Source organism: Micromonospora sp. DSM 43699 (assembly GCF_055517075.1).
In genome coordinates this window covers 1-17494 of sequence record NZ_JBTMMT010000036.1, presented here as the reverse complement: position 1 = coordinate 17494, position 17494 = coordinate 1, and the positions used below count along the sequence as shown (strand labels likewise).

At 72.0% G+C, this 17494-nt stretch carries 18 protein-coding genes; 13 read left to right on the top strand and 5 right to left on the bottom strand.

Going from position 1 to position 17494, the window contains the following annotated elements; translation table 11 throughout:
• Positions 1-25: 25 nt before the first annotated feature.
• Complete coding sequence (locus tag AC0AIB_RS18365) at positions 26-460, top strand: hypothetical protein (RefSeq protein WP_465097136.1); 435 nt, start codon at positions 26-28, stop codon at positions 458-460.
• A 271-nt stretch (positions 461-731) separates the two neighbouring features.
• Here the strand turns inward: AC0AIB_RS18365 and rpsT are convergent, their stop codons facing one another.
• Together rpsT and AC0AIB_RS18355 are read right to left on the bottom strand one after the other, a co-directional pair.
• Positions 732-998 carry a 30S ribosomal protein S20 gene (rpsT, locus tag AC0AIB_RS18360; RefSeq protein WP_091238600.1) on the bottom strand — a complete coding sequence of 89 codons (267 nt, stop codon included), beginning with the start codon at positions 996-998 and terminating at the stop codon, positions 732-734.
• Positions 999-1280: 282 nt separating this feature from the next.
• Positions 1281-2393 carry an aminoglycoside phosphotransferase family protein gene (locus tag AC0AIB_RS18355; RefSeq protein ID WP_328343812.1) on the bottom strand — a complete coding sequence of 371 codons (1113 nt, stop codon included), beginning with the start codon at positions 2391-2393 and terminating at the stop codon, positions 1281-1283.
• Between the two features lie 166 nt (positions 2394-2559).
• On the opposite strand from AC0AIB_RS18355, the gene AC0AIB_RS18350 reads away from it, so the two are divergent.
• From AC0AIB_RS18350 to AC0AIB_RS18315, 8 genes are all read left to right on the top strand, one after another.
• Entirely contained in the window at positions 2560-3096 is a 537-nt protein-coding gene (locus AC0AIB_RS18350; protein ID WP_328343814.1) for a DUF4240 domain-containing protein, read from the top strand.
• Positions 3097-3183: 87 nt separating this feature from the next.
• A complete protein-coding gene (gene lepA, locus AC0AIB_RS18345) occupies positions 3184-5061 on the top strand; it encodes a translation elongation factor 4 (protein WP_328343815.1) in 1878 nt (625 codons plus the stop codon).
• 246 nt (positions 5062-5307) lie between these two features.
• Positions 5308-5595: a GlsB/YeaQ/YmgE family stress response membrane protein gene (locus AC0AIB_RS18340; RefSeq protein WP_328343817.1), complete on the top strand. Its 288-nt coding sequence runs from the start codon at positions 5308-5310 to the stop codon at positions 5593-5595.
• A 300-nt stretch (positions 5596-5895) separates the two neighbouring features.
• Positions 5896-6183, top strand: a complete 288-nt coding sequence (locus AC0AIB_RS18335; protein WP_328343819.1) for a GlsB/YeaQ/YmgE family stress response membrane protein — start codon at positions 5896-5898, stop codon at positions 6181-6183.
• A gap of 326 nt (positions 6184-6509) precedes the next feature.
• Positions 6510-7799 carry a sugar ABC transporter substrate-binding protein gene (locus AC0AIB_RS18330; RefSeq protein WP_465097123.1) on the top strand — a complete coding sequence of 430 codons (1290 nt, stop codon included), beginning with the start codon at positions 6510-6512 and terminating at the stop codon, positions 7797-7799.
• On the top strand, positions 7796-8782 hold the full coding sequence (locus tag AC0AIB_RS18325; RefSeq protein ID WP_328343823.1) for a carbohydrate ABC transporter permease: 987 nt from the start codon (positions 7796-7798) through the stop codon (positions 8780-8782). The genes AC0AIB_RS18330 and AC0AIB_RS18325 overlap by 4 nt, the downstream gene beginning before the upstream one ends.
• The gene (locus AC0AIB_RS18320; RefSeq protein WP_328343825.1) at positions 8779-9609 is read left to right on the top strand and encodes a carbohydrate ABC transporter permease; all 831 of its coding nucleotides are present in this window, start codon (positions 8779-8781) and stop codon (positions 9607-9609) included. Before AC0AIB_RS18325 ends, AC0AIB_RS18320 begins: the two co-directional genes overlap by 4 nt.
• A 44-nt stretch (positions 9610-9653) precedes the next feature.
• Positions 9654-10295 (top strand): MOSC domain-containing protein, encoded by a 642-nt coding sequence (locus tag AC0AIB_RS18315; protein WP_328343827.1) that lies wholly within the window; start codon positions 9654-9656, stop codon positions 10293-10295.
• Positions 10296-10320: 25 nt separating this feature from the next.
• On the opposite strand, the gene AC0AIB_RS18310 is transcribed toward AC0AIB_RS18315, so the two are convergent.
• Both AC0AIB_RS18310 and AC0AIB_RS18305 read right to left on the bottom strand, forming a co-directional pair.
• On the bottom strand, positions 10321-11184 hold the full coding sequence (locus tag AC0AIB_RS18310; RefSeq protein WP_328343829.1) for a hypothetical protein: 864 nt from the start codon (positions 11182-11184) through the stop codon (positions 10321-10323).
• A 97-nt stretch (positions 11185-11281) separates the two neighbouring features.
• On the bottom strand, positions 11282-12064 hold the full coding sequence (locus AC0AIB_RS18305; RefSeq protein ID WP_328343831.1) for an enoyl-CoA hydratase-related protein: 783 nt from the start codon (positions 12062-12064) through the stop codon (positions 11282-11284).
• A 19-nt stretch (positions 12065-12083) separates the two neighbouring features.
• On the opposite strand from AC0AIB_RS18305, the gene hemW reads away from it, so the two are divergent.
• On the top strand, positions 12084-13307 hold the full coding sequence (gene hemW / locus AC0AIB_RS18300; protein WP_328348690.1) for a radical SAM family heme chaperone HemW: 1224 nt from the start codon (positions 12084-12086) through the stop codon (positions 13305-13307).
• A 100-nt stretch (positions 13308-13407) separates the two neighbouring features.
• On the opposite strand, the gene AC0AIB_RS18295 is transcribed toward hemW, so the two are convergent.
• Positions 13408-14028 carry a DUF4870 domain-containing protein gene (locus AC0AIB_RS18295; RefSeq protein WP_328343833.1) on the bottom strand — a complete coding sequence of 207 codons (621 nt, stop codon included), beginning with the start codon at positions 14026-14028 and terminating at the stop codon, positions 13408-13410.
• A gap of 237 nt (positions 14029-14265) precedes the next feature.
• Between AC0AIB_RS18295 and hrcA the strand changes: the two genes are divergently transcribed.
• The 3 genes from hrcA (at position 14266) to AC0AIB_RS18280 (ending at position 17477) form a co-directional block, all read left to right on the top strand.
• Positions 14266-15288 carry a heat-inducible transcriptional repressor HrcA gene (gene hrcA / locus AC0AIB_RS18290; protein ID WP_328343835.1) on the top strand — a complete coding sequence of 341 codons (1023 nt, stop codon included), beginning with the start codon at positions 14266-14268 and terminating at the stop codon, positions 15286-15288.
• Positions 15289-15361: 73 nt separating this feature from the next.
• The gene (gene dnaJ, locus AC0AIB_RS18285) at positions 15362-16507 is read left to right on the top strand and encodes a molecular chaperone DnaJ (RefSeq protein WP_282274015.1); all 1146 of its coding nucleotides are present in this window, start codon (positions 15362-15364) and stop codon (positions 16505-16507) included.
• A gap of 235 nt (positions 16508-16742) precedes the next feature.
• Positions 16743-17477 carry a 16S rRNA (uracil(1498)-N(3))-methyltransferase gene (locus AC0AIB_RS18280; protein ID WP_328343837.1) on the top strand — a complete coding sequence of 245 codons (735 nt, stop codon included), beginning with the start codon at positions 16743-16745 and terminating at the stop codon, positions 17475-17477.
• The last annotated feature ends 17 nt before the right edge of the window (positions 17478-17494 follow it).

The window sequence follows — 17494 nt, the reverse complement described above, 5'->3', positions numbered from 1 at the left end:
TCGGGTGGCTGACCCGGCCCGTCCGGTGACCGGGCATAGCCGGAGGGGGTGGTCCACCATGCCGACAGATGATCAACGGTATCGGCCGCTCTACGCCCGGCTGCTCGGCCTGCGCTTCGTCAACCCCGGTGGGGTGCTCTGTTTCGTCTTCTTCGAAGGAGCGGTGGCGCTCGCGGTGCTGCTCGCCCTGGCCGAGCTGGTGAGCTGGTGGGCGGTCCCGGTGCTGCCGCTGGCGGTGGCCGTCATGGTGAAACTCAACGACGTGGTTGCCGAGCGGGTGGTCCACTCGGCGGCGCTGGTACCGGAGCAGGAACGGGACCGGTACCGGCGGCAGGTCGAGCCGGTGGTCGGGCGGGCCCAGGTGCCGAGCGTCCCGTCCGGCGTGGTGGTCGCCACCCCGTGTCCACCGTGGGAGCCGGCTGATCTCCCACCCCCGGGTACCTCCCGGCACCCACTGTGAAGTAGGCCGCCTCCGCCGTGATCAGGGCCGTTCCGTGGACGGGGACAGAGCCTGGGCCGCACCAGATCGCGCTCGATCCTGGTTGTAGTGGCATCCAAGGTGCAACGAGGCCACTACAACCAGGAAACAGGCGATCCTGAGGCGGGGCGTTTGCTGGGTGCGGACATGATGTCCGAGACGAGACGGGTGGGATATCGGCGTCCGAGCGGTGGACAGCCGTAAGCCCCGGGGGCGCTGCCCCGGGGCTTACGGTCAGGTTTGGGTCGCTCGGTCAGGCCGAGAGCGAGCCGACGCGCTTCGAGATGGCCGACTTCCGGTTGGCCGCCTGGTTGGCGTGAATGACGCCCTTGCTGGCGGCCTTGTCAAGCTTACGGGCGGCGTCACGCATCAGGACGGTGGCCTTCTCGGCGTCACCGGCCTCCGCAGCCTCGTGGAACTTCCGGATGGCGGTCTTCAGCGACGACTTGACCGACTTGTTACGCAGCCGGCGCTTCTCGTTCTGCCGGTTGCGCTTGATCTGGGACTTGATGTTCGCCACGCGACAGCCTCGTCTTGATAGCTCGGTTTGGTCTGCACTTCCGCGCGCGACGAGCATGCGTCATCGCCACGCGAAAACCCAGGCTACCAGGTCCGCGGGGAGGAACCAAAGCGCCCACCCCCACCTCACCGGGCGGCGACCAGACCGTGACGCGGCGGGTGCGGAAACGGCAGGGCCCGGGAAGTGGCATGGCAGAGAGGCAGCGGGCGGGGAGGCGGGGGCAGAGAAGCAGCGGGCAGAGAAGCAGCGGGCGGGGAGGCGGGGGCTCCGGGACGCGGCGGGTCAGCGCCAGCCCTGGCGGGCGGCGAGCCAGCTGAGCGCCTGTTCCCCGCTGAACCGACGGTGCGCCCACAACAGCGGAGACGCCCCTGCCGAATCTGGCCCGGCGGCATCGTCACCAGACGACGTGTCGACCGTCGGTGCCGGGCTGAGGGCCGGTGGCAGGTCGGAGACTGGGGGTCGGCCGGCGGCCGGTGACAGGCCGGCGGCTGGTGGTCGGTCAGCGGTCGGTGGTGGTCCGGCGGCGGTGAGGTAGTAGCCGGAGAGGGCCGCCAGCGTCACGTCCAGGGCGTCGGGTGGGGCACCGACCGCTGCTGGATGACCGGCGAAGATCGCGTCCAGGTCCCCCTCGTCGGCGTACCCGGTGATCAGGAGCCCGGCCAGGTCGAACCAGGCCGGGCCGTGGCAGAGCCAGTTCCAATCGCAGAACCAGGCCCGCCCGGCCGGGTCCAGCAGCACGTTGTCCACCCGCAGATCGCCGTGGACCAGGCCGGGCGCGGTCGCCGCGTACCCGGGCAGCCGGGATTCCAGCGCGACGAGGTCGGGCAGCCGGTGGCGGGCCTGCGGGGGAAGCGGGGGTGTCGGCTCGCGCCCGGCGGCCACCTCACCCCACCAGAGGATGTCGGAGCGGGCCAGGTCGGCCAGCCGGGGCAGGCCGAGCGCGGCCAGCGCGGGCGGCGGGTCGGCCAGCGCGGCGGCGACCTCGGCGTACCCGTCGAGCACGGCGGTCAGCTCGGTCGGATCCCAGGGCAGTCGGGGTGTCCGCCCGTCGAGGGCGTCCAGGCCGACCGCGTACCAGCCGGCCGCGTCGAGCGCCCAGCGAGGGCGGGGGACCGGCAGGCCGGCCGGCAACCGGTCGAGGACGGCCAGCTCCCGGGCGTACCAGTCGGCCAGATGCCGTTGGCGGGTCAGGTCGGCGGCCTTGACGAAGACCCGGCTGCCGGCGGCCGTCTCCAGCACGGCGGCGAAGCCGCCGGTGAAACCCGCGGTGGCGGTCCGGGCCGTGACCACCGTCGCGCCGAGTCGGGCGGTGACCGCTTCCCGCAGGCCGTCGGGCAGGTCACGCCAGTCGGGTCGCACGGCGGTCTCGTGGTACGGCGGCAGCGTCGCGGACACCCCCTCATCGTGCCCGGTCCGGCCCGAGATCGGCTCGCCCGGTCCGACCCGAGGTCGGGAACGTCCCGAGGTCGGGAACGTCCCGAGGGTCGGACCGGTTCGGCCCGAGGTGGGCGGGGGACGGGTTCGGCCCGAGCCGGGCCGGGGTCTGGGAGACTGCGGGGCCATGAGGACCGATGAGTTCTGGCAGTTGATCGACCAGGCCCGGAGCGGGGCCGGGGGAGAGGCGGACGCGGTCGCCGCCCGGGCGGTCGCGCTGCTCGCCGAGCGCACCCCGGAGGACATCGTCGGGTACGCACACCATCAGCAACGGGTGTTGGCGGCCTCCTACCGGGTGGACCTGTGGGGAGCGGCGTACCTCATCAACGGGGGTGCCTCCGACGACGGGTTCGAGTATTTCCGGGGCTGGCTGATGACCCAGGGCCGGGCGGTCTTCGCCGCGGCGGTGGCGGCTCCGGACTCGCTGGCCGAGCTGCCCCGGGTCCGGTCGGCCGCGCTCAGCGGCGAGGAGTTCGAGTGCGAGGACATGCTGGCGGTGCCGTGGGACGCGTACCGGAAGGCGACCGCCAGCGACCTGCCGGCGGAGCGCGACAGGGTGCCGGTGCCCGACCTGAACGACTTCTGGGACTTCGACGACGAGGAGGAGGCCCGCCGTCGGCTCCCGAAGCTCGCGGCCCTCTTCGTCGAGCCACCCGAGGAGTGACCGGACCGGGTTCGGAGCGACGTGGGAACATAGAGGGGGCCGGCGGCGCGTCGGCCCGCTCACGTCAGCCGACCAGAACGGACCGCTGTGCCACCGACGCTCGATCCCGGCGCGAACGCTCCTGGTGCCACCGACCCGGCGCGCATCCGGAACTTCTGCATCATCGCCCACATCGACCACGGGAAGTCGACTCTGGCCGACCGGATGTTGCAGCTCACCGGCGTGGTCGACCCCCGGCAGATGCGCGCGCAGTACCTCGACCGGATGGACATCGAGCGTGAACGCGGCATCACCATCAAGAGCCAGGCCGTCCGGATGCCGTGGACCATCCGGGAGGGCGAGCGGGTCGGTGAGCAGGCCGTCCTGAACATGATCGACACCCCGGGTCACGTGGACTTCACCTACGAGGTGTCCCGGTCGCTGGCCGCCTGCGAGGGCGCGCTGCTGCTTGTCGACGCCGCGCAGGGCATCGAGGCGCAGACGCTGGCCAACCTCTACCTGGCGCTCGAGAACGACATGCGGATCATCCCGGTGCTCAACAAGATCGACCTGCCGGCCGCCCAGCCCGAGAAGTACGCCGAGGAGCTGGCCCACCTGATCGGCGGTGATCCGGCCGACTGCATCAGGGTCTCCGGCAAGACCGGGGTCGGGGTGCCGCACCTGCTCGACGAGATCGTCCGGCAGTTCGCCGCGCCGGTCGGCGACGCCGACGCCCCCGCCCGCGCAATGATCTTCGACTCGGTCTACGACGTGTACCGGGGCGTGGTCACCTACGTCCGGGTGATCGACGGCCGGATCAGCGCCCGGGACCGGATCAAGATGATGTCCACCGCCGCGGTGCACGAGCTGCTGGAGATCGGCGTCATCTCGCCCGAGATGGTCAAGGCCGACGCGCTCGGCGTCGGCGAGGTGGGCTACCTGATCACCGGGGTGAAGGACGTCCGGCAGTCCCGGGTCGGTGACACCGTCACCATCAACTCCCGGCCGGCGACCGAGGCCCTCGGCGGCTACAAGGACCCGAGGCCGATGGTCTACTCCGGCCTCTACCCGATCGACGGTTCGGACTACCCCAACCTGCGTGAGGCGCTGGACAAGCTCAAGCTCAACGACGCCGCCCTCGACTACGAGCCGGAGACGTCCGGGGCGCTGGGCTTCGGCTTCCGCTGCGGCTTCCTCGGCCTGCTGCACCTGGAGATCATCCGGGAGCGGCTGGAACGGGAGTACAACCTCGACCTGATCTCCACCGCCCCGAACGTGGTCTACCGGGCCATCACCGACGACGGCCAGGAGATCGTGGTGACCAACCCGAGCGAGTACCCCACCGGCAAGATCGCCGAGGTGTACGAGCCGGTCGTGCGGGCCACCGTGCTCACCCCGAACGACTACGTCGGTGCGGTGATGGAGCTGTGCCAGGGCCGGCGGGGCAGCCTGCTCGGCATGGACTACCTCTCCGCCGACCGGGTGGAGCTGCGCTACACCCTCCCGCTCGCCGAGATCATCTACGACTTCTTCGACCAGTTGAAGAGCCGCACCAAGGGCTACGCCTCGCTTGACTACGAGCCCTCCGACGAGCAGGCGTCCGACCTGGTCAAGGTGGACATCCTGCTGCACGGTGAGCCGGTGGACGCGTTCAGCGCCATCGTGCACAAGGACAAGGCCTACAACTACGGCACGTCGATCGCGGCGAAGCTGCGCAACCTGATCCCGCGCCAGCAGTTCGAGGTGCCGATCCAGGCGGCGATCGGCAGCCGGGTGATCGCCCGGGAGACCATCCGCGCCATCCGCAAGGACGTGCTCGCCAAGTGCTACGGCGGTGACATCAGCCGTAAGCGCAAGCTGCTGGAGAAGCAGAAGGAGGGCAAGAAGCGGATGAAGATGGTGGGCCGGGTGGAGGTCCCCCAGGAGGCCTTCATCGCCGCGCTCTCCTCGGATTCCGGCGACGCCAAGCCGGCCGGCAAGAAGTAGGCGGGGCCCTGCCTCCCTGGCGTACGGGTGATTTTTTTGTGTCCCGGTGTTGCTCGCACGGGCCGATGCACCCCCGCTGAGCTGGGCGGACATCGACGGTCGGTAAACCGACGCACCGTCGTCGCATCGACGTTCGGCGACAAGTGTGGCGGTGAGTCGGTTTGGGTTTCCGGCCGGTCGGGAACCTAGCTCTCACGACAGGAACCACACATACCGTGTGACTCAATCTTGAGGAGGAGGGCGACCGTGGAGTTCACCGTCTGGGGCATCATCACCGCGCTCGTTGTTGGTCTCATCGTCGGCGCTCTGGGCCGTCTGGTCGTGCCGGGCCGCCAGAACATGCCGATCTGGCTGCACCTGCTGATCGGCGTGGGCGCCGCGCTGCTGGGCACCGTGCTGGCCCGGGCGATGGGCATCGCCACGGAGACCGCCGGTATCGACTGGACCGAGCTGCTGGTGCAGGTCGTCGTCGCCGCCATCGCCGTGGCCCTGGTGGCCGGCGTGGGTCGTCGCCGCGGCGTCTCCCACCGGTAACAGCCGTACCGCTCAGCGGGCGCCCGCACCCCTCGGGGTCGGGCGCCCGCTCGCGTCTGTCCCGACCGTGGTCGCCACCGGCCTTCCCGCCGTGCAGCTCGTCCCGCGTCGCCGCAGCTGACCGGAGGGGGCTCGTCCCGCGCCGCCGCAGCCGGCCGGAGGGATCGACCGCCGGTAGTGGGATCTAGACCGGATCGTTACCGGAACCGGTTTCGCGATTCTCCGCTTCGGGAACCTTATCGATCACCACAGCAACAACAACTCATCGAATGACATATCGACAGAAGAAGGAGGACGGTCGTGGAGTTCACCGTCTGGGGCATCATCACCGCGCTCGTCGTCGGCCTCATCGTCGGCGCGCTGGGCCGCCTGGTCGTGCCGGGTCGTCAGAACATGCCGATCTGGATGCACCTGCTGATCGGTGTCGGCGCCGCGCTGCTGGGCACCGTGCTGGCCCGGGCGATGGGCATCGCCACGGAGACCGCCGGTATCGACTGGACCGAGCTGCTGGTGCAGGTCGTCGTCGCCGCCATCGCCGTGGCCCTGGTGGCCGGTGTTGGCCGGCGTCGGGGCGTCAGCCACCGCTGACCCGTCCGCCGGTCGGTGACCGGTCGGCACGTACCACCAAGCGGATGCCCGCTCCCCGGTTCGGGGGGTGGGCATCCGCTTGTCCTCGTGTCCACGGTTCGAGCCCGACAGGGCCGTCGTAGGCCCTCCTCAGGGGCCTCCGCCTGCGATACGGTCGCCTCGCCGGGCATCCGCGGCGGCCGCCGTCGGCACCCTCGCGGCACCCGCCGTCACCATCGGCGACGGTCTGCCGGCCGGGACGGGAACCGCCCCCTGTCGTAAAGGAAATTTTCCTACTAGGGTGCGGCTAAGAAGGTAAGTGCCGGACGGCGCGAGGGAGAAGTGGCGTGAACAGGTGGAAACGGCTGGCTCCGGTCACCGCCGTCGTGGCCTCGGCCGCGATGGTGCTCGCCGGCTGCGGTGGTTCAGGCGACGACGAAGCCGCCGACGACAGCAAGCTGACGGTCTGGATGATGGGCGAGGGCAGCGCCGCCCAGACGGCGTTCCTCGACGGCGTCGAGACCGAGTTCCAACAGCGGCACCCCGACACCGACGTGGTGGTCCAGTACGTCCCCTGGCTGGAGGCGCCGAAGAAGTTCCAGGCGGCGCTCGCCGGCGGCGAGGGCCCGGACGTCACCGAGCTGGGCAACACCGAGACCCAGGGCTGGGCGGCCCAGGAGGCCCTCGCCGACGTCTCCGGCCGGTTCGGCGACTGGGCCGACGGCAAGGACGTCCTGCCGGACCTGGTGCGCAACGCCCAACTCGACGGCAAGCAGTACGGCGTCCCCTGGTACGCCGGCGTGCGCGCCATCTACTACCGCACCGACTGGTTCGCCGAGGCGGGCGTGCAGCCGCCGAAGAACTGGGACGAACTGGTCTCGGTCGCCAAGGCGGTGCAGGCCAAGAAGCCCGGCACCTACGGCATCGCCCTGCCCGGCAACTCCGAGCTGCCCTTCTACTCCTTCCTCTGGGGTGCCGGGGGCGAGATCGCCACCGACCAGGGCGGCACCTGGAAGTCCGGTTACACCAGCCCCCAGGCACAGCAGGCGGTGAAGTTCTGGACCGACCTGGTGACCGTGCACAAGGTCGCCCCGCCCGCCGCCGCCGCCTGGAACGAGATCGACGCCCGCACCCAGTTCGCCACCGGCAAGGCGGCGATGGCCTTCGCCGGAAGCTGGCAGGCCGGCGCGATCAAGAAGGACAACCCCGAGATCGAGAAGGTCTGGGGCACGTTCCCGATCCCCGGCCCGGACGGCAGGCCGGCCCCGGCCTTCGCCGGCGGCTCCGACCTCGCCCTCTGGCGCGACAGCAAGCGGCAGGACCTGGCCTGGGACTACCTGACCGTGCTGCTGAACAAGAAGAACGCGCAGACCTTCGCCGGCAGTCTCGGCTTCTTCCCGGTCTACGCCGACCTCGTCCGGGGCGGCGACTACGCCGACGACAAGCTGATGGCGGCGTTCGCCAGCACCATGCAACGCACCCGGGTGACCCCGTTGACTCCGAAGTGGGTGGAGGTCAGCCGGACCCGAACGGTCACCCAGGCGATGAACAGCTCGGTCATCAAGGGTCAGAAGTCGGTCGAGCAGGCCACCGCCGACGCCGCCGCCGAGATGGAAAGCATCCTCAACGCCAAGTGAGCACCCTGACCGAGCGCACCGGGGCGGCCGCCGCGCGGGAGACCCCCGTACGGCGGCGACGCCGGGTGGACCGCCTGCCGTACCTGCTCCTGCTGCCCTGCCTGGTGGTCATCGGGGTGCTGCTGCTCTGGCCGCTGGGCCAGGTGGTGGCGATGTCGTTCTTCAAGCTGGACAACGTCCGGCAGTTGCGCGGCGACCGCGAATGGCCGTTCGTCGGGTGGGCCAACTACACCCAGATCCTCGGCGACCCGTTCTTCCGTACGGTGCTGCGCAACACGGTGCTCTTCGCGGCGGCGAACGTGCTGCTGACGATGGTGCTGGGCACCCTGGTCGGGCTGCTGCTGCACCGGCTCGGCCGCAGGATGGCCACCTTCGTGGCCAGCTGCGTGATGCTGGCCTGGGCCACCCCGGCGCTGACCGGCACGATCGTCTGGAAGTGGATCTTCGATGACACCTCCGGCCTGGTCACCTGGGCGTTCAACGCCCTGCCGGACGGGCTGTCGCAGGCGCTCTTCGGGCGCACCGACTGGTCCGGCTACGGCTGGTTCAACTCGCCGCTGCTGTTCTTGGCGATCCTGACCCTGGTGGTGGTCTGGCACTCGTTCCCGTTCATCGCGGTGAGTGTGCTCGCCGGGCTCAAGAGTGTGCCGAGCGAGCTGCACGAGGCGGCCCGGGTGGACGGGGCCGGCCCGTGGACGGTGTTCTGGAAGATCACCTTCCCGCTGCTGCGGCCGGTCTTCGGCATCCTGGTGGTGCTCTCCACCATCTGGGACTTCAAGGTGTTCACCCAACAGTTCGTGCTGGCCGGCGGCACCCAGGACCGGCCGACGTTCATGCTCGCCATCTACTCGTACGCCGAGGCGTTCTCGCCGCCGCCGAAGTACGGCGTGGGTTCGGCCGTCGCGGTCATCCTCACGCTGATCCTGCTGCTGGTGACCGGCCTGTACGTCCGGATGGTGCTCAGGCAGGAGGACGGGTCGTGAAGAAGGTCGCCCTCAACGGCGCGGGCCTGCTGGTGGCGCTCTTCGCCGCGTTCCCGGTCTACTGGATGGTCGCCACCTCGCTGAAGCCGAACCGGGAGATCTTCTCGGCCACCCCCCGGCCGGTGCCGGCCCACCCGACCCTGGAGCACTACCGGGAGATCCTCACCGGCAACCTGATCCCGGGGGTGACCTTCGGCGACTTCCTGCTCAACAGCGTGCTTGTCGCGGGGAGCACGGTCGTGCTCAGCGGCCTGGTGGCGCTGCTGGCCGCGACGGCGGTGGCCCGGTTCCGGTTCCGGCTGCGGACCACCTTCCTGATCATGCTGCTGGTGGTCCAGATGATCCCGCTGGAGGCGCTGGTCATCCCGCTGTTCCTGATGATCCAGCGGCTCGGCCTCTACAACACCCTGCCCAGCCTGATCCTGACCTACCTGGGCTTCTCGCTGCCGTTCGCGGTGTGGATGCTGCGCGGCTTCGTCGCGGCGGTGCCGAAGGAACTGGAGGAGGCCGCCGCGATCGACGGGGCGAGCCGGTCGCAGATCTTCCGGAAGGTCCTCTTTCCGCTTGTCGCGCCAGGCCTGGTGGCGACCAGCATCTTCTCCTTCATCACCGCCTGGAACGAGCTGATCTTCGCGCTGACCTTCGTCAACGACCAGAGCCGGTACACCCTGCCGGTGGCGATGACCTTCTTCTTCGGTCGGGACGACACCGCCTGGGGTTCGGTGATGGCGGCCTCCACGCTCTTCACCCTGCCGGTGATCGTCTTCTTCCTGCTGGTGCAGCGGCGGATGGTCTCCGGCCTGGTGGCCGGCGCGGTCAAGGGCTGAGGCGCGGGGCCGTCGTCGGCGGGTGGTCGTCGTAGGCTGGGCCGATGACGGGCAGGGTGACGGCGGTGAATCTCGGCGTGGTGACCGAGGCGCAGTGGGCGGGCGGCGCGAGCGGGCGCAGCGGCATCGACAAGCGGCCGGCCGACGGCCCGGTGCCGCTGCGTACCGGCGGGGTGGCCGGCGACTTCATCGGCGAACGGGCCCACCACGGCGGCCCCGACCAGGCGGTCTACGCCTACGCGCAGGAGGACGCCGAATGGTGGGCGGCCGAGCTGGGCCGGGACGTCCGCCCCGGCGGCTTCGGCGAGAACCTGACCACCTGGGCGGTGGACGTGACCGGCGCGGTGGTCGGCGAACGCTGGGCGGTCGGCTCGGCGCTGCTCCAGGTCACCAAACCGCGCACCCCGTGCATGACCTTCGCCGGCTTCTGGGGGGTGCCCGACCTGATCAAGCGGTTCACCGTCCGGGCCGCGCCCGGGGCGTACCTGCGGGTGCTGCGCGAAGGTGAGGTCGGCGCCGGCGACCCGGTCGAGGTGGTGGACCGGCCGGCGCACGGGGTCACCATCGGCGAGGTGTTCCGGGCCATGAGCCTGGAACCGGAGCTGCTGCCCCGGCTGCTCACCGCCTCCGAACTGCCCGCGCCGACGATGGAGAAGGTCCGTCGCCGGTTGAACGTCGCCGGCTGACCGCACCGGCCCGCCGACCGGGCGGTCAGGTGCGGTCGGCGAAGACCTCGGCCAGCACCCGGGGCTCGGCGGCCCGGCCGTCGGCGACCTTCGCCCACCGGCCGTTGTCGGCGGTCCACTCCAGGCCGCCGAAGCGGACCCGCTTCACCCCGTGGTCGGGGGCGTGCGAGACCAGCCAGTGCGCGTACCGCCAGCCGTCGCGGGCGTCCGCGGCGGGCACCGTCACGTCGGTCAGTTCGGCCACCGCGCCGGCACCGGGCAACCCCCAGTCCAGGGTCAGGCCGCGGGTCAGCTCGGCGGTCGCCGCCTGCCCGCGCATCACCGGGGTACGCCCGACCGTGCAGGCCACCGCGCCGGTCGCCTCACCGAACAGGGCCCGCGCCAGCACCTGCGACTCGTCCGCCCACTTCTGGTAGGCCTGCGGGTACGCCGACCGCTGCACCGCCTGGGCGGCGTCGGTGACCTCCATCCGTTCCCAGCCACGGACCTTCTTCAGCGCCTTGTAGAACCGGTTGGCCGCGTACCGTTCGTCGCGGATCTGGTCCGGGGTGCCCCAGCCCTGGCTGGGTCGCTGCTGGAACAGGCCGAGCGAGTCCCGGTCACCGTGGGCGAGGTTGCGCAGCCCCGACTCCTGGTACGCGGTGGCCAGCGCGACCACCACGGCCCGCTCGGGCATCTGCCGCTGCATGCCGATCGCGGCGATGGTGGCCGCGTTGGCCATCTGGTCGGCGTCCAACTTCACGGTGCCGTCGGCCTGCACGGTGCAGGTGCGGCTGGCGGTGGGCAGCCGAAGCTGACCGCCGAGCTGACGGACTCCCCAGACCCCGAGCATGGCGAGCACCGCCACCACCACACCGGCTGCCACGAATGTCCGTGTTCGCACCCGCACCTCCTGTTTCAGGGTCGGAGCCAGCCTACGTCGTCATTCTGGGAGCCCGGGTCGGTCGACTGGTTCACGTTCCCGCGCGTAATCAGAAGAAACCAGCTCAATCCGTCGGTACCCAGGCCGCGTCCCGCCGCTCGCGGAAGGCAGTCACGCCCTCACGGCCCTCGGCGGACAGGAAGTAGCCGGTGGACCGGGCGGACAGTTCGGCGATCTCCGCCCGCAGGTCGGGGGCCGCCGGCCGGCGCAACAGCTCCTTCGTCCCGGCCAGTGCGCCAGGCGCTCCCCGGACCAGCGAGGCGCAGTACCGGGCCACCGCCGCGTCCAGCCCGTCGGCCGGCACGGCGGCGGTCACCAGACCCACCTCGGCGGCCCGCCGGCCGTCGAAGGTGTCCCCGGTCAGGTACAGCTCGGCGGCGGCCCGGGGGTGCAGCCGGGGCAGCACGGTCGCCGAGATGACCGCCGGGATCACCCCGATCCGCACCTCGGTGAAGGCGAACGTCGCCTCCTGCGCGCAGACCGCCAGGTCGGCCGCCGCGATCAGGCCGAGCCCACCGGCCCGCGCCGGCCCGGCCACCTTCGCCAGCACCGGCTTCGGGCACTCCCGGACCGCCACCAGCACGTCGCCGAGCATCCCGGCCGGCACCGACCCGCTGGCGTACGCCGCCGCCGTCTCCTTCAGGTCCGCCCCGGAGCAGAAGACCGGGCCGGTGTGGTCCAGCACGACCACCCGGACCGCCTCGTCGGCGACCGCCGCGGCGATCCCGGCCAGCAACCCGGTCATCAGCGCGGTGGACAGCGCGTTGCGGTTGTGCGGGCTGTCCAGGGTGAGGGTGGTCACCCCACGGGCCGTGGCGACCCGCACGAGTCGGTCGGGAGAGGTCATGCCGGGCACACTAGTGGCCATGCCCGGCGTCCTTCCAGATGGTGAGACCGTTCCCGTCGACGGTGCGCTGCCCGCCACCGCGCTGCGTGCCGTCGGCGCGCGGGGGTTCGGCGTGTACCTGCACGTGCCGTTCTGCGCCAGCCGGTGCGGTTACTGCGACTTCAACACATACACCGCCGCCGAGTTGGGCGGGGGTGCCGACCGCGAGTCGTACGCCGACACCGTGCTCGCCGAGTTGGCGCTCGCCGCCCGGGTGCTCGGCGACGCCCGACCGCCGAGGGTGGACACGGTCTTCGTCGGCGGCGGCACGCCGACCCTGCTGCCCGCCGACGACCTGGCCCGCCTGCTGGACGGCATCGACCGCACCTGGGGGCTGGCCGCCGACGCCGAGGTGACCACCGAGGCCAACCCCGAGTCGGTCACCCCGGAGTCGCTGAAGACCCTGCGGGCCGCCGGCTACACCCGGATCTCGCTGGGCATGCAGTCCGCCGCCCCCGGGGTGCTGGCGATCCTCGACCGCACCCACCGCCCCGGCCGGGCCGCCGAGGCCGCCCGGGAGGCCCGCGACGCCGGGTTCGACCACGTCAACCTGGACCTGATCTACGGTACGCCGGGGGAGCGCGCCGAGGACTTCGCCGCCTCACTGGAGCAGGTGGTGGCCGCCGGGGTCGACCACGTCAGCGCGTACGCCCTGATCGTGGAGGACGGCACCCGGCTGGCCGCCCGGATGCGGCGCGGCGAGCTGCCGTACCCCTCCGACGACGTGGCGGCGGACCGTTACCTGGCCGCGGAGGCAGCCCTCGACGCGGCCGGTTTCTCCTGGTACGAGGTCTCCAACTGGGCCCGCACCGAGGCCGCCCGGTGCCGGCACAACCTGCTCTACTGGACCGGCGCCGACTGGTGGGGCCTCGGCCCGGGGGCACACAGCCACGTCGGCGGGGTGCGTTGGTGGAACGTCAAACACCCCACGACGTACGCGCAGCGGCTCGCCGCCGGGCACTCACCCGGCCTGGCCCGGGAGGTCCTCACCCCGGCCGAGGCGCACATGGAGGACGTGATGCTGCGGCTGCGGCTGGCCTCCGGGTTGCCGCTTGCCGCGCTTGACGACGCCGGCCGGGCCGGTGCCGCCCGGGCGCGCGACGCCGGGCTGCTGGACCCCTCGGCCTATCCGCAGGGGCGGGCAGTGCTCACCCTGCGCGGCCGGCTGCTGGCCGACGCGGTGGTCCGCGACCTGCTGCCCTGAGCGCGCGACCCGGGCCGGTCCGTGGCGGTGCCGGGCCGGCGCACGACGGTGCCCGGCCCGGGGTGGTGCCCGGCCGGCCGGGGGAGCGGCCGACCGGGGCTCACTTGATGAAGCTGGTGGACATCGGGTAGCGGTAGGCCTGCCCCTCGTTGGCCTTCATGCCGGCGATGATCCCGAACAGGATCTGGATCACCACGACCGCGATGCTGGGCAGGAAGAGCAGGCACCAGCTCACGAAGAGCAGCACGAACGCGATGATCGACCAGAGGATCTGGAAGTTCAGCGCGGCCAGCGCCTGGGCCCGGACGGCCGGCGACTGCTGACCGCGTACCAGGTAGGCGATCAGCGGGGCGACGAAGCCGAGCGGACCGAAGCTGATCAGCGCACCGGCGGCACCGCCGAAGTGCGCGACAAGTGCCCAGGTCTTGTCCTCGTTGTTGGCGTAGCCACCGGCCGGGGCGCCGTACGCGCCGGCGGTCGGATATCCGCCACCGGCCGGGGGGTAGCCGCCCGGCGGCGGGTAGCCACCGGACGGACCGTAGCCGCCCGACGGCGGCTGGTCACCGGTGGGCGGCGGATACCCGCCGGGCGGGGGATACCCGCCCGACCCCGGGGCACCGGACAGTGGTGCGGTGGGTGGCTCGTATGGCGAGCCCTGGCCAGCGTTCGGGTCCGGCGGGTAGCCGTCCCCCGCGCCGGGCGGGCGAGGTGGTTCAGTCATGCCGCCACGGTAGGGGCTGCCGGCAAGGGCGCACCAGAGCGACACTGGTGAGGTTGGCCTCGACGTTCGGTCAGCGACCGCGCCGGCCGCCCGCCGGGGGCGGCCACACCGACGGTCCGTCGTTGATCATCGCGGCGGCGGTACTGCCGTCGTAGACTGGCACTCGCTACAGTCGAGTGCCAGAGCGGTTGCCGGGCGCAGCGGCTGCCCCGGTCGACGTGCATCAGGAGGTGGGAGATGGGTCTCGACGACCGCAAGCTCGCCGTGCTGCGGGCGATCGTCGAGGACTACGTCGCCACGCAGGAGCCCGTCGGCAGCAAGACGCTCGTCGAGCGGCACCAGCTCGGGGTCTCCCCGGCCACCGTCCGCAACGACATGGCGGTGCTGGAGGAGGAGGGCTACATCCGGCAGCCGCACACCAGCGCCGGCCGGGTGCCCACCGACCGCGGCTACCGCCTCTTCGTCGACCGGCTCTCCCGGGTCAAGCCGCTCAGCCCGGCCGAGCGCCGGGCCATCGAGCGCTTCCTGGTCGGCGCGGTCGACCTGGACGACGTCGTGCACCGCACCGTGCGCCTGCTGGCGCAGCTCACCCGGCAGGTCGCCGTGGTGCAGTACCCGTCGCTGGCCCGCTCGTCGGTGCGGCACCTGGAGCTGGTGCCGATCTCCACCACCCGGCTGATGCTGGTCATGATCGCCGACACCGGGCGGGTGGAGCAGCGGCTGGTCGAGCTGCCCGCGCCGGTGCCCGCCGACGACGTCACCGACCTGCGCCGGTTGGTCAACGAGAAGCTGGTCGGCAGCCGGTTGTCCGACACCCCGCCGTTGGTCCAGGCGCTTGTCGAGGAGTCCGCGCCGCACCTGCGCGGTGCCATGACCACCCTCTCCACCGTGCTGCTGGAGACCCTCGTCGAGCGCACCGAGGAGCGGCTGGCGCTGGCCGGCACCGCCAACCTCACCCGGGGCGGCCTGCTCGACTTCCAGGGTTCGCTGCGTCCCATCCTGGAGGCGCTCGAAGAGGAGGTGGTCCTGCTCAAGCTGATCGGCGAGGCCGAGCCGAGCACCACCCGGGTGCTGATCGGCGACGAGAACGAGATCGACAACCTCCGCGCCGCCTCGGTGGTCAGCACCGGGTACGGCCCGGGCAGCACCATCGTCGGCGGGTTGGGTGTGCTCGGCCCGACCCGGATGGACTACCCCGGCACCATCGCCACGGTGCGGGCCGTGGCACGCTACGTGGGCGAGCTGCTGGCCCAGAACTGACCAGTCAGGGCCGACGGCCGGCTCCGGCCGCCGACCGGCGCAACGCGAGACGAACATGAGGACACGGAACGCAGTGGCCAGGGACTACTACGGCATCCTCGGCGTGAGCCGGGAAGCCTCCGACGACGAGATCAAGCGCGCCTACCGCAAGCTGGCGCGGCAGTTCCACCCGGACGTCAATCCGGACCCGGAGGCACAGGAGAAGTTCAAGGACATCAACGCCGCGTACGAGGTCCTGTCGGACGATCGGAAGCGGCAGATCGTCGACCTGGGCGGCGACCCGCTCGCCCCGGGCGGCGGGGGTGCCGGCGGCCCGGGTGGCCCCGGTGGGGCGGGCCCGTTCGTCGGTTTCCAGGACATCATGGACGCCTTCTTCGGCGGCGCCGCCGGTGGCGCACGCGGACCGCGCCCGCGTACCCGGCCGGGTGCCGACGCGATCCTGCGGCTGGAGCTGGACCTGCACGAGACCGCCTTCGGCGTCGAGGCCCCGATCACCGTCGACACCGCCGTGCTCTGCACCACCTGCTCCGGGGCGGGCACCGCAGCCGGCACCCACCTGGCGACCTGCGAGGCGTGCGGGGGCCGGGGCGAGGTGCAGTCGGTGCAGCGGACCTTCCTCGGCCAGGTGGTCTCGGCCCGCCCGTGCACCGTCTGCCAGGGCTACGGCACCACCATCCCGCACCCCTGTCCCACCTGCGCCGGCGACGGCCGGGTGCGGACCCGCCGCTCGCTGACCGTGAAGATCCCCGCCGGGGTCGAGGACGGCATGCGCATCCGGCTGGCCCAGCAGGGCGAGGTCGGCCCGGGTGGTGGCACCGCCGGTGACCTCTACGTCGAGATCCACGAGCGCCCGCACGACGTCTACTCCCGCAAGGGCGACGACCTGCACTGCCGGGTCACCGTCCCGATGACCGCCGCCGCGCTGGGCACCCGGCTGACCATCAAGACGCTGGACAGCGAGGAGACCGTCGACGTCAAGGCCGGCACCCAGCCGGGCAGCACGCTGCGGCTACGCGCCCGGGGCGTACCGCACCTGCGCGGCACCGGCCGGGGCGACCTCTACGTCCACCTCGACGTGCGTACCCCCACCAAGCTCGACGCCGACCAGGAGAAGATGCTGCGGGACTTCGCCAAGACCCGGGGCGAGGAGGTCGCCGAGCTGAGCAAGCAGGGCGGTTTCTTCTCCCGGATGCGCGACGCCTTCAACGGCCACGCCTGACCGGCCCGTTCGGGCTCGCGCCTGATCGTTCCGGTCGGGGTCGGGCTGTCGGGGTCGGGCCGGCGCTGCCGCGTCGCTCCGGTCGGGGTCGGGCCGGCGCTGCCGCGTCGCTCCGGTCGGGGTCGGGCCGGCGCTCCCGCTCCCGCTCCCGCTCGGGGTCGGGGTCGGGGTCGGGGTCGGGTGATCGTGGGACCAGCCCCGACCGGCTCAGGCTCGGCCGGTTAGCCTGATTGTCGTGTCCGCGTCGCTGTTCCTGGTCGAATCGCTGCCCACCGCCGACCAGTTCACCCTGGACGGCCCCGAGGGGCACCACGCCGCCACCGTGCAACGGGTACGCGTCGGCGAGGAGCTGCTGCTCGCCGACGGCCGGGGTGGCACCGCCGGCGCCGTGGTCACCGCCGTCGCCCGGGGCACCCTCGACCTCACCATCACCTCCCGGGGGTACGTCGACGCGGACGTCCCCCGGCTGGTCGTGGCGCAGGGCATCGCCAAGGGGGACCGGGGCGAGCTGGCAGTGCAGGCGATGACCGAGGTCGGGGTGGACGAGATCGTGCCCTGGGCGGCGTCCCGCTCGGTGGTGCAGTGGCGCGGTGACCGGGGCGTACGGGCCCGGGCGAAGTGGGCGGCGACGGCCCGGGAGGCGGCCAAGCAGGCCCGCCGGGCGCGGCTGCCGGTGGTGGCCGGAGCGCCTGACGAGTCGACCGCCACGGTGGCCAGACGGATCGCCGGGGCGGCAGCGGCGTTCGTGCTGCACGAGGAGGCCGACGAGCGCCTCACCGCGGCGGAGCTGCCGGCCACCGGCGAGATCGTCCTGGTCGTCGGGCCCGAGGGCGGCATCGCCCCGACAGAGCTGACCACCTTCACCGAGGCCGGCGCCCACCAGGTACGCCTCGGCCCCTCGGTCCTACGTACCTCCACCGCCGGCGTGGCCGCCCTCACCGTCCTAGCCACCCGCCTCTCCCGCTGGTAAATCCCCCACCCCCACCC

Excerpts from the sequence above, each read along its gene's own strand:
- AC0AIB_RS18305 (WP_328343831.1), bottom strand. The coding sequence starts at position 12,064 with ATGACCTCTCCCGACCGACTCGTGCGGGTCGCCACGGCCCGTGGGGTG.
- AC0AIB_RS18295 (WP_328343833.1), bottom strand. The coding sequence starts at position 14,028 with ATGACTGAACCACCTCGCCCGCCCGGCGCGGGGGACGGCTACCCGCCG.
- AC0AIB_RS18315 (WP_328343827.1), top strand. The coding sequence starts at position 9,654 with ATGACGGGCAGGGTGACGGCGGTGAATCTCGGCGTGGTGACCGAGGCG.
- hemW (WP_328348690.1), top strand. The coding sequence starts at position 12,084 with ATGCCCGGCGTCCTTCCAGATGGTGAGACCGTTCCCGTCGACGGTGCG.
- AC0AIB_RS18350 (WP_328343814.1), top strand. The coding sequence starts at position 2,560 with ATGAGGACCGATGAGTTCTGGCAGTTGATCGACCAGGCCCGGAGCGGG.
- hrcA (WP_328343835.1), top strand. The coding sequence starts at position 14,266 with ATGGGTCTCGACGACCGCAAGCTCGCCGTGCTGCGGGCGATCGTCGAG.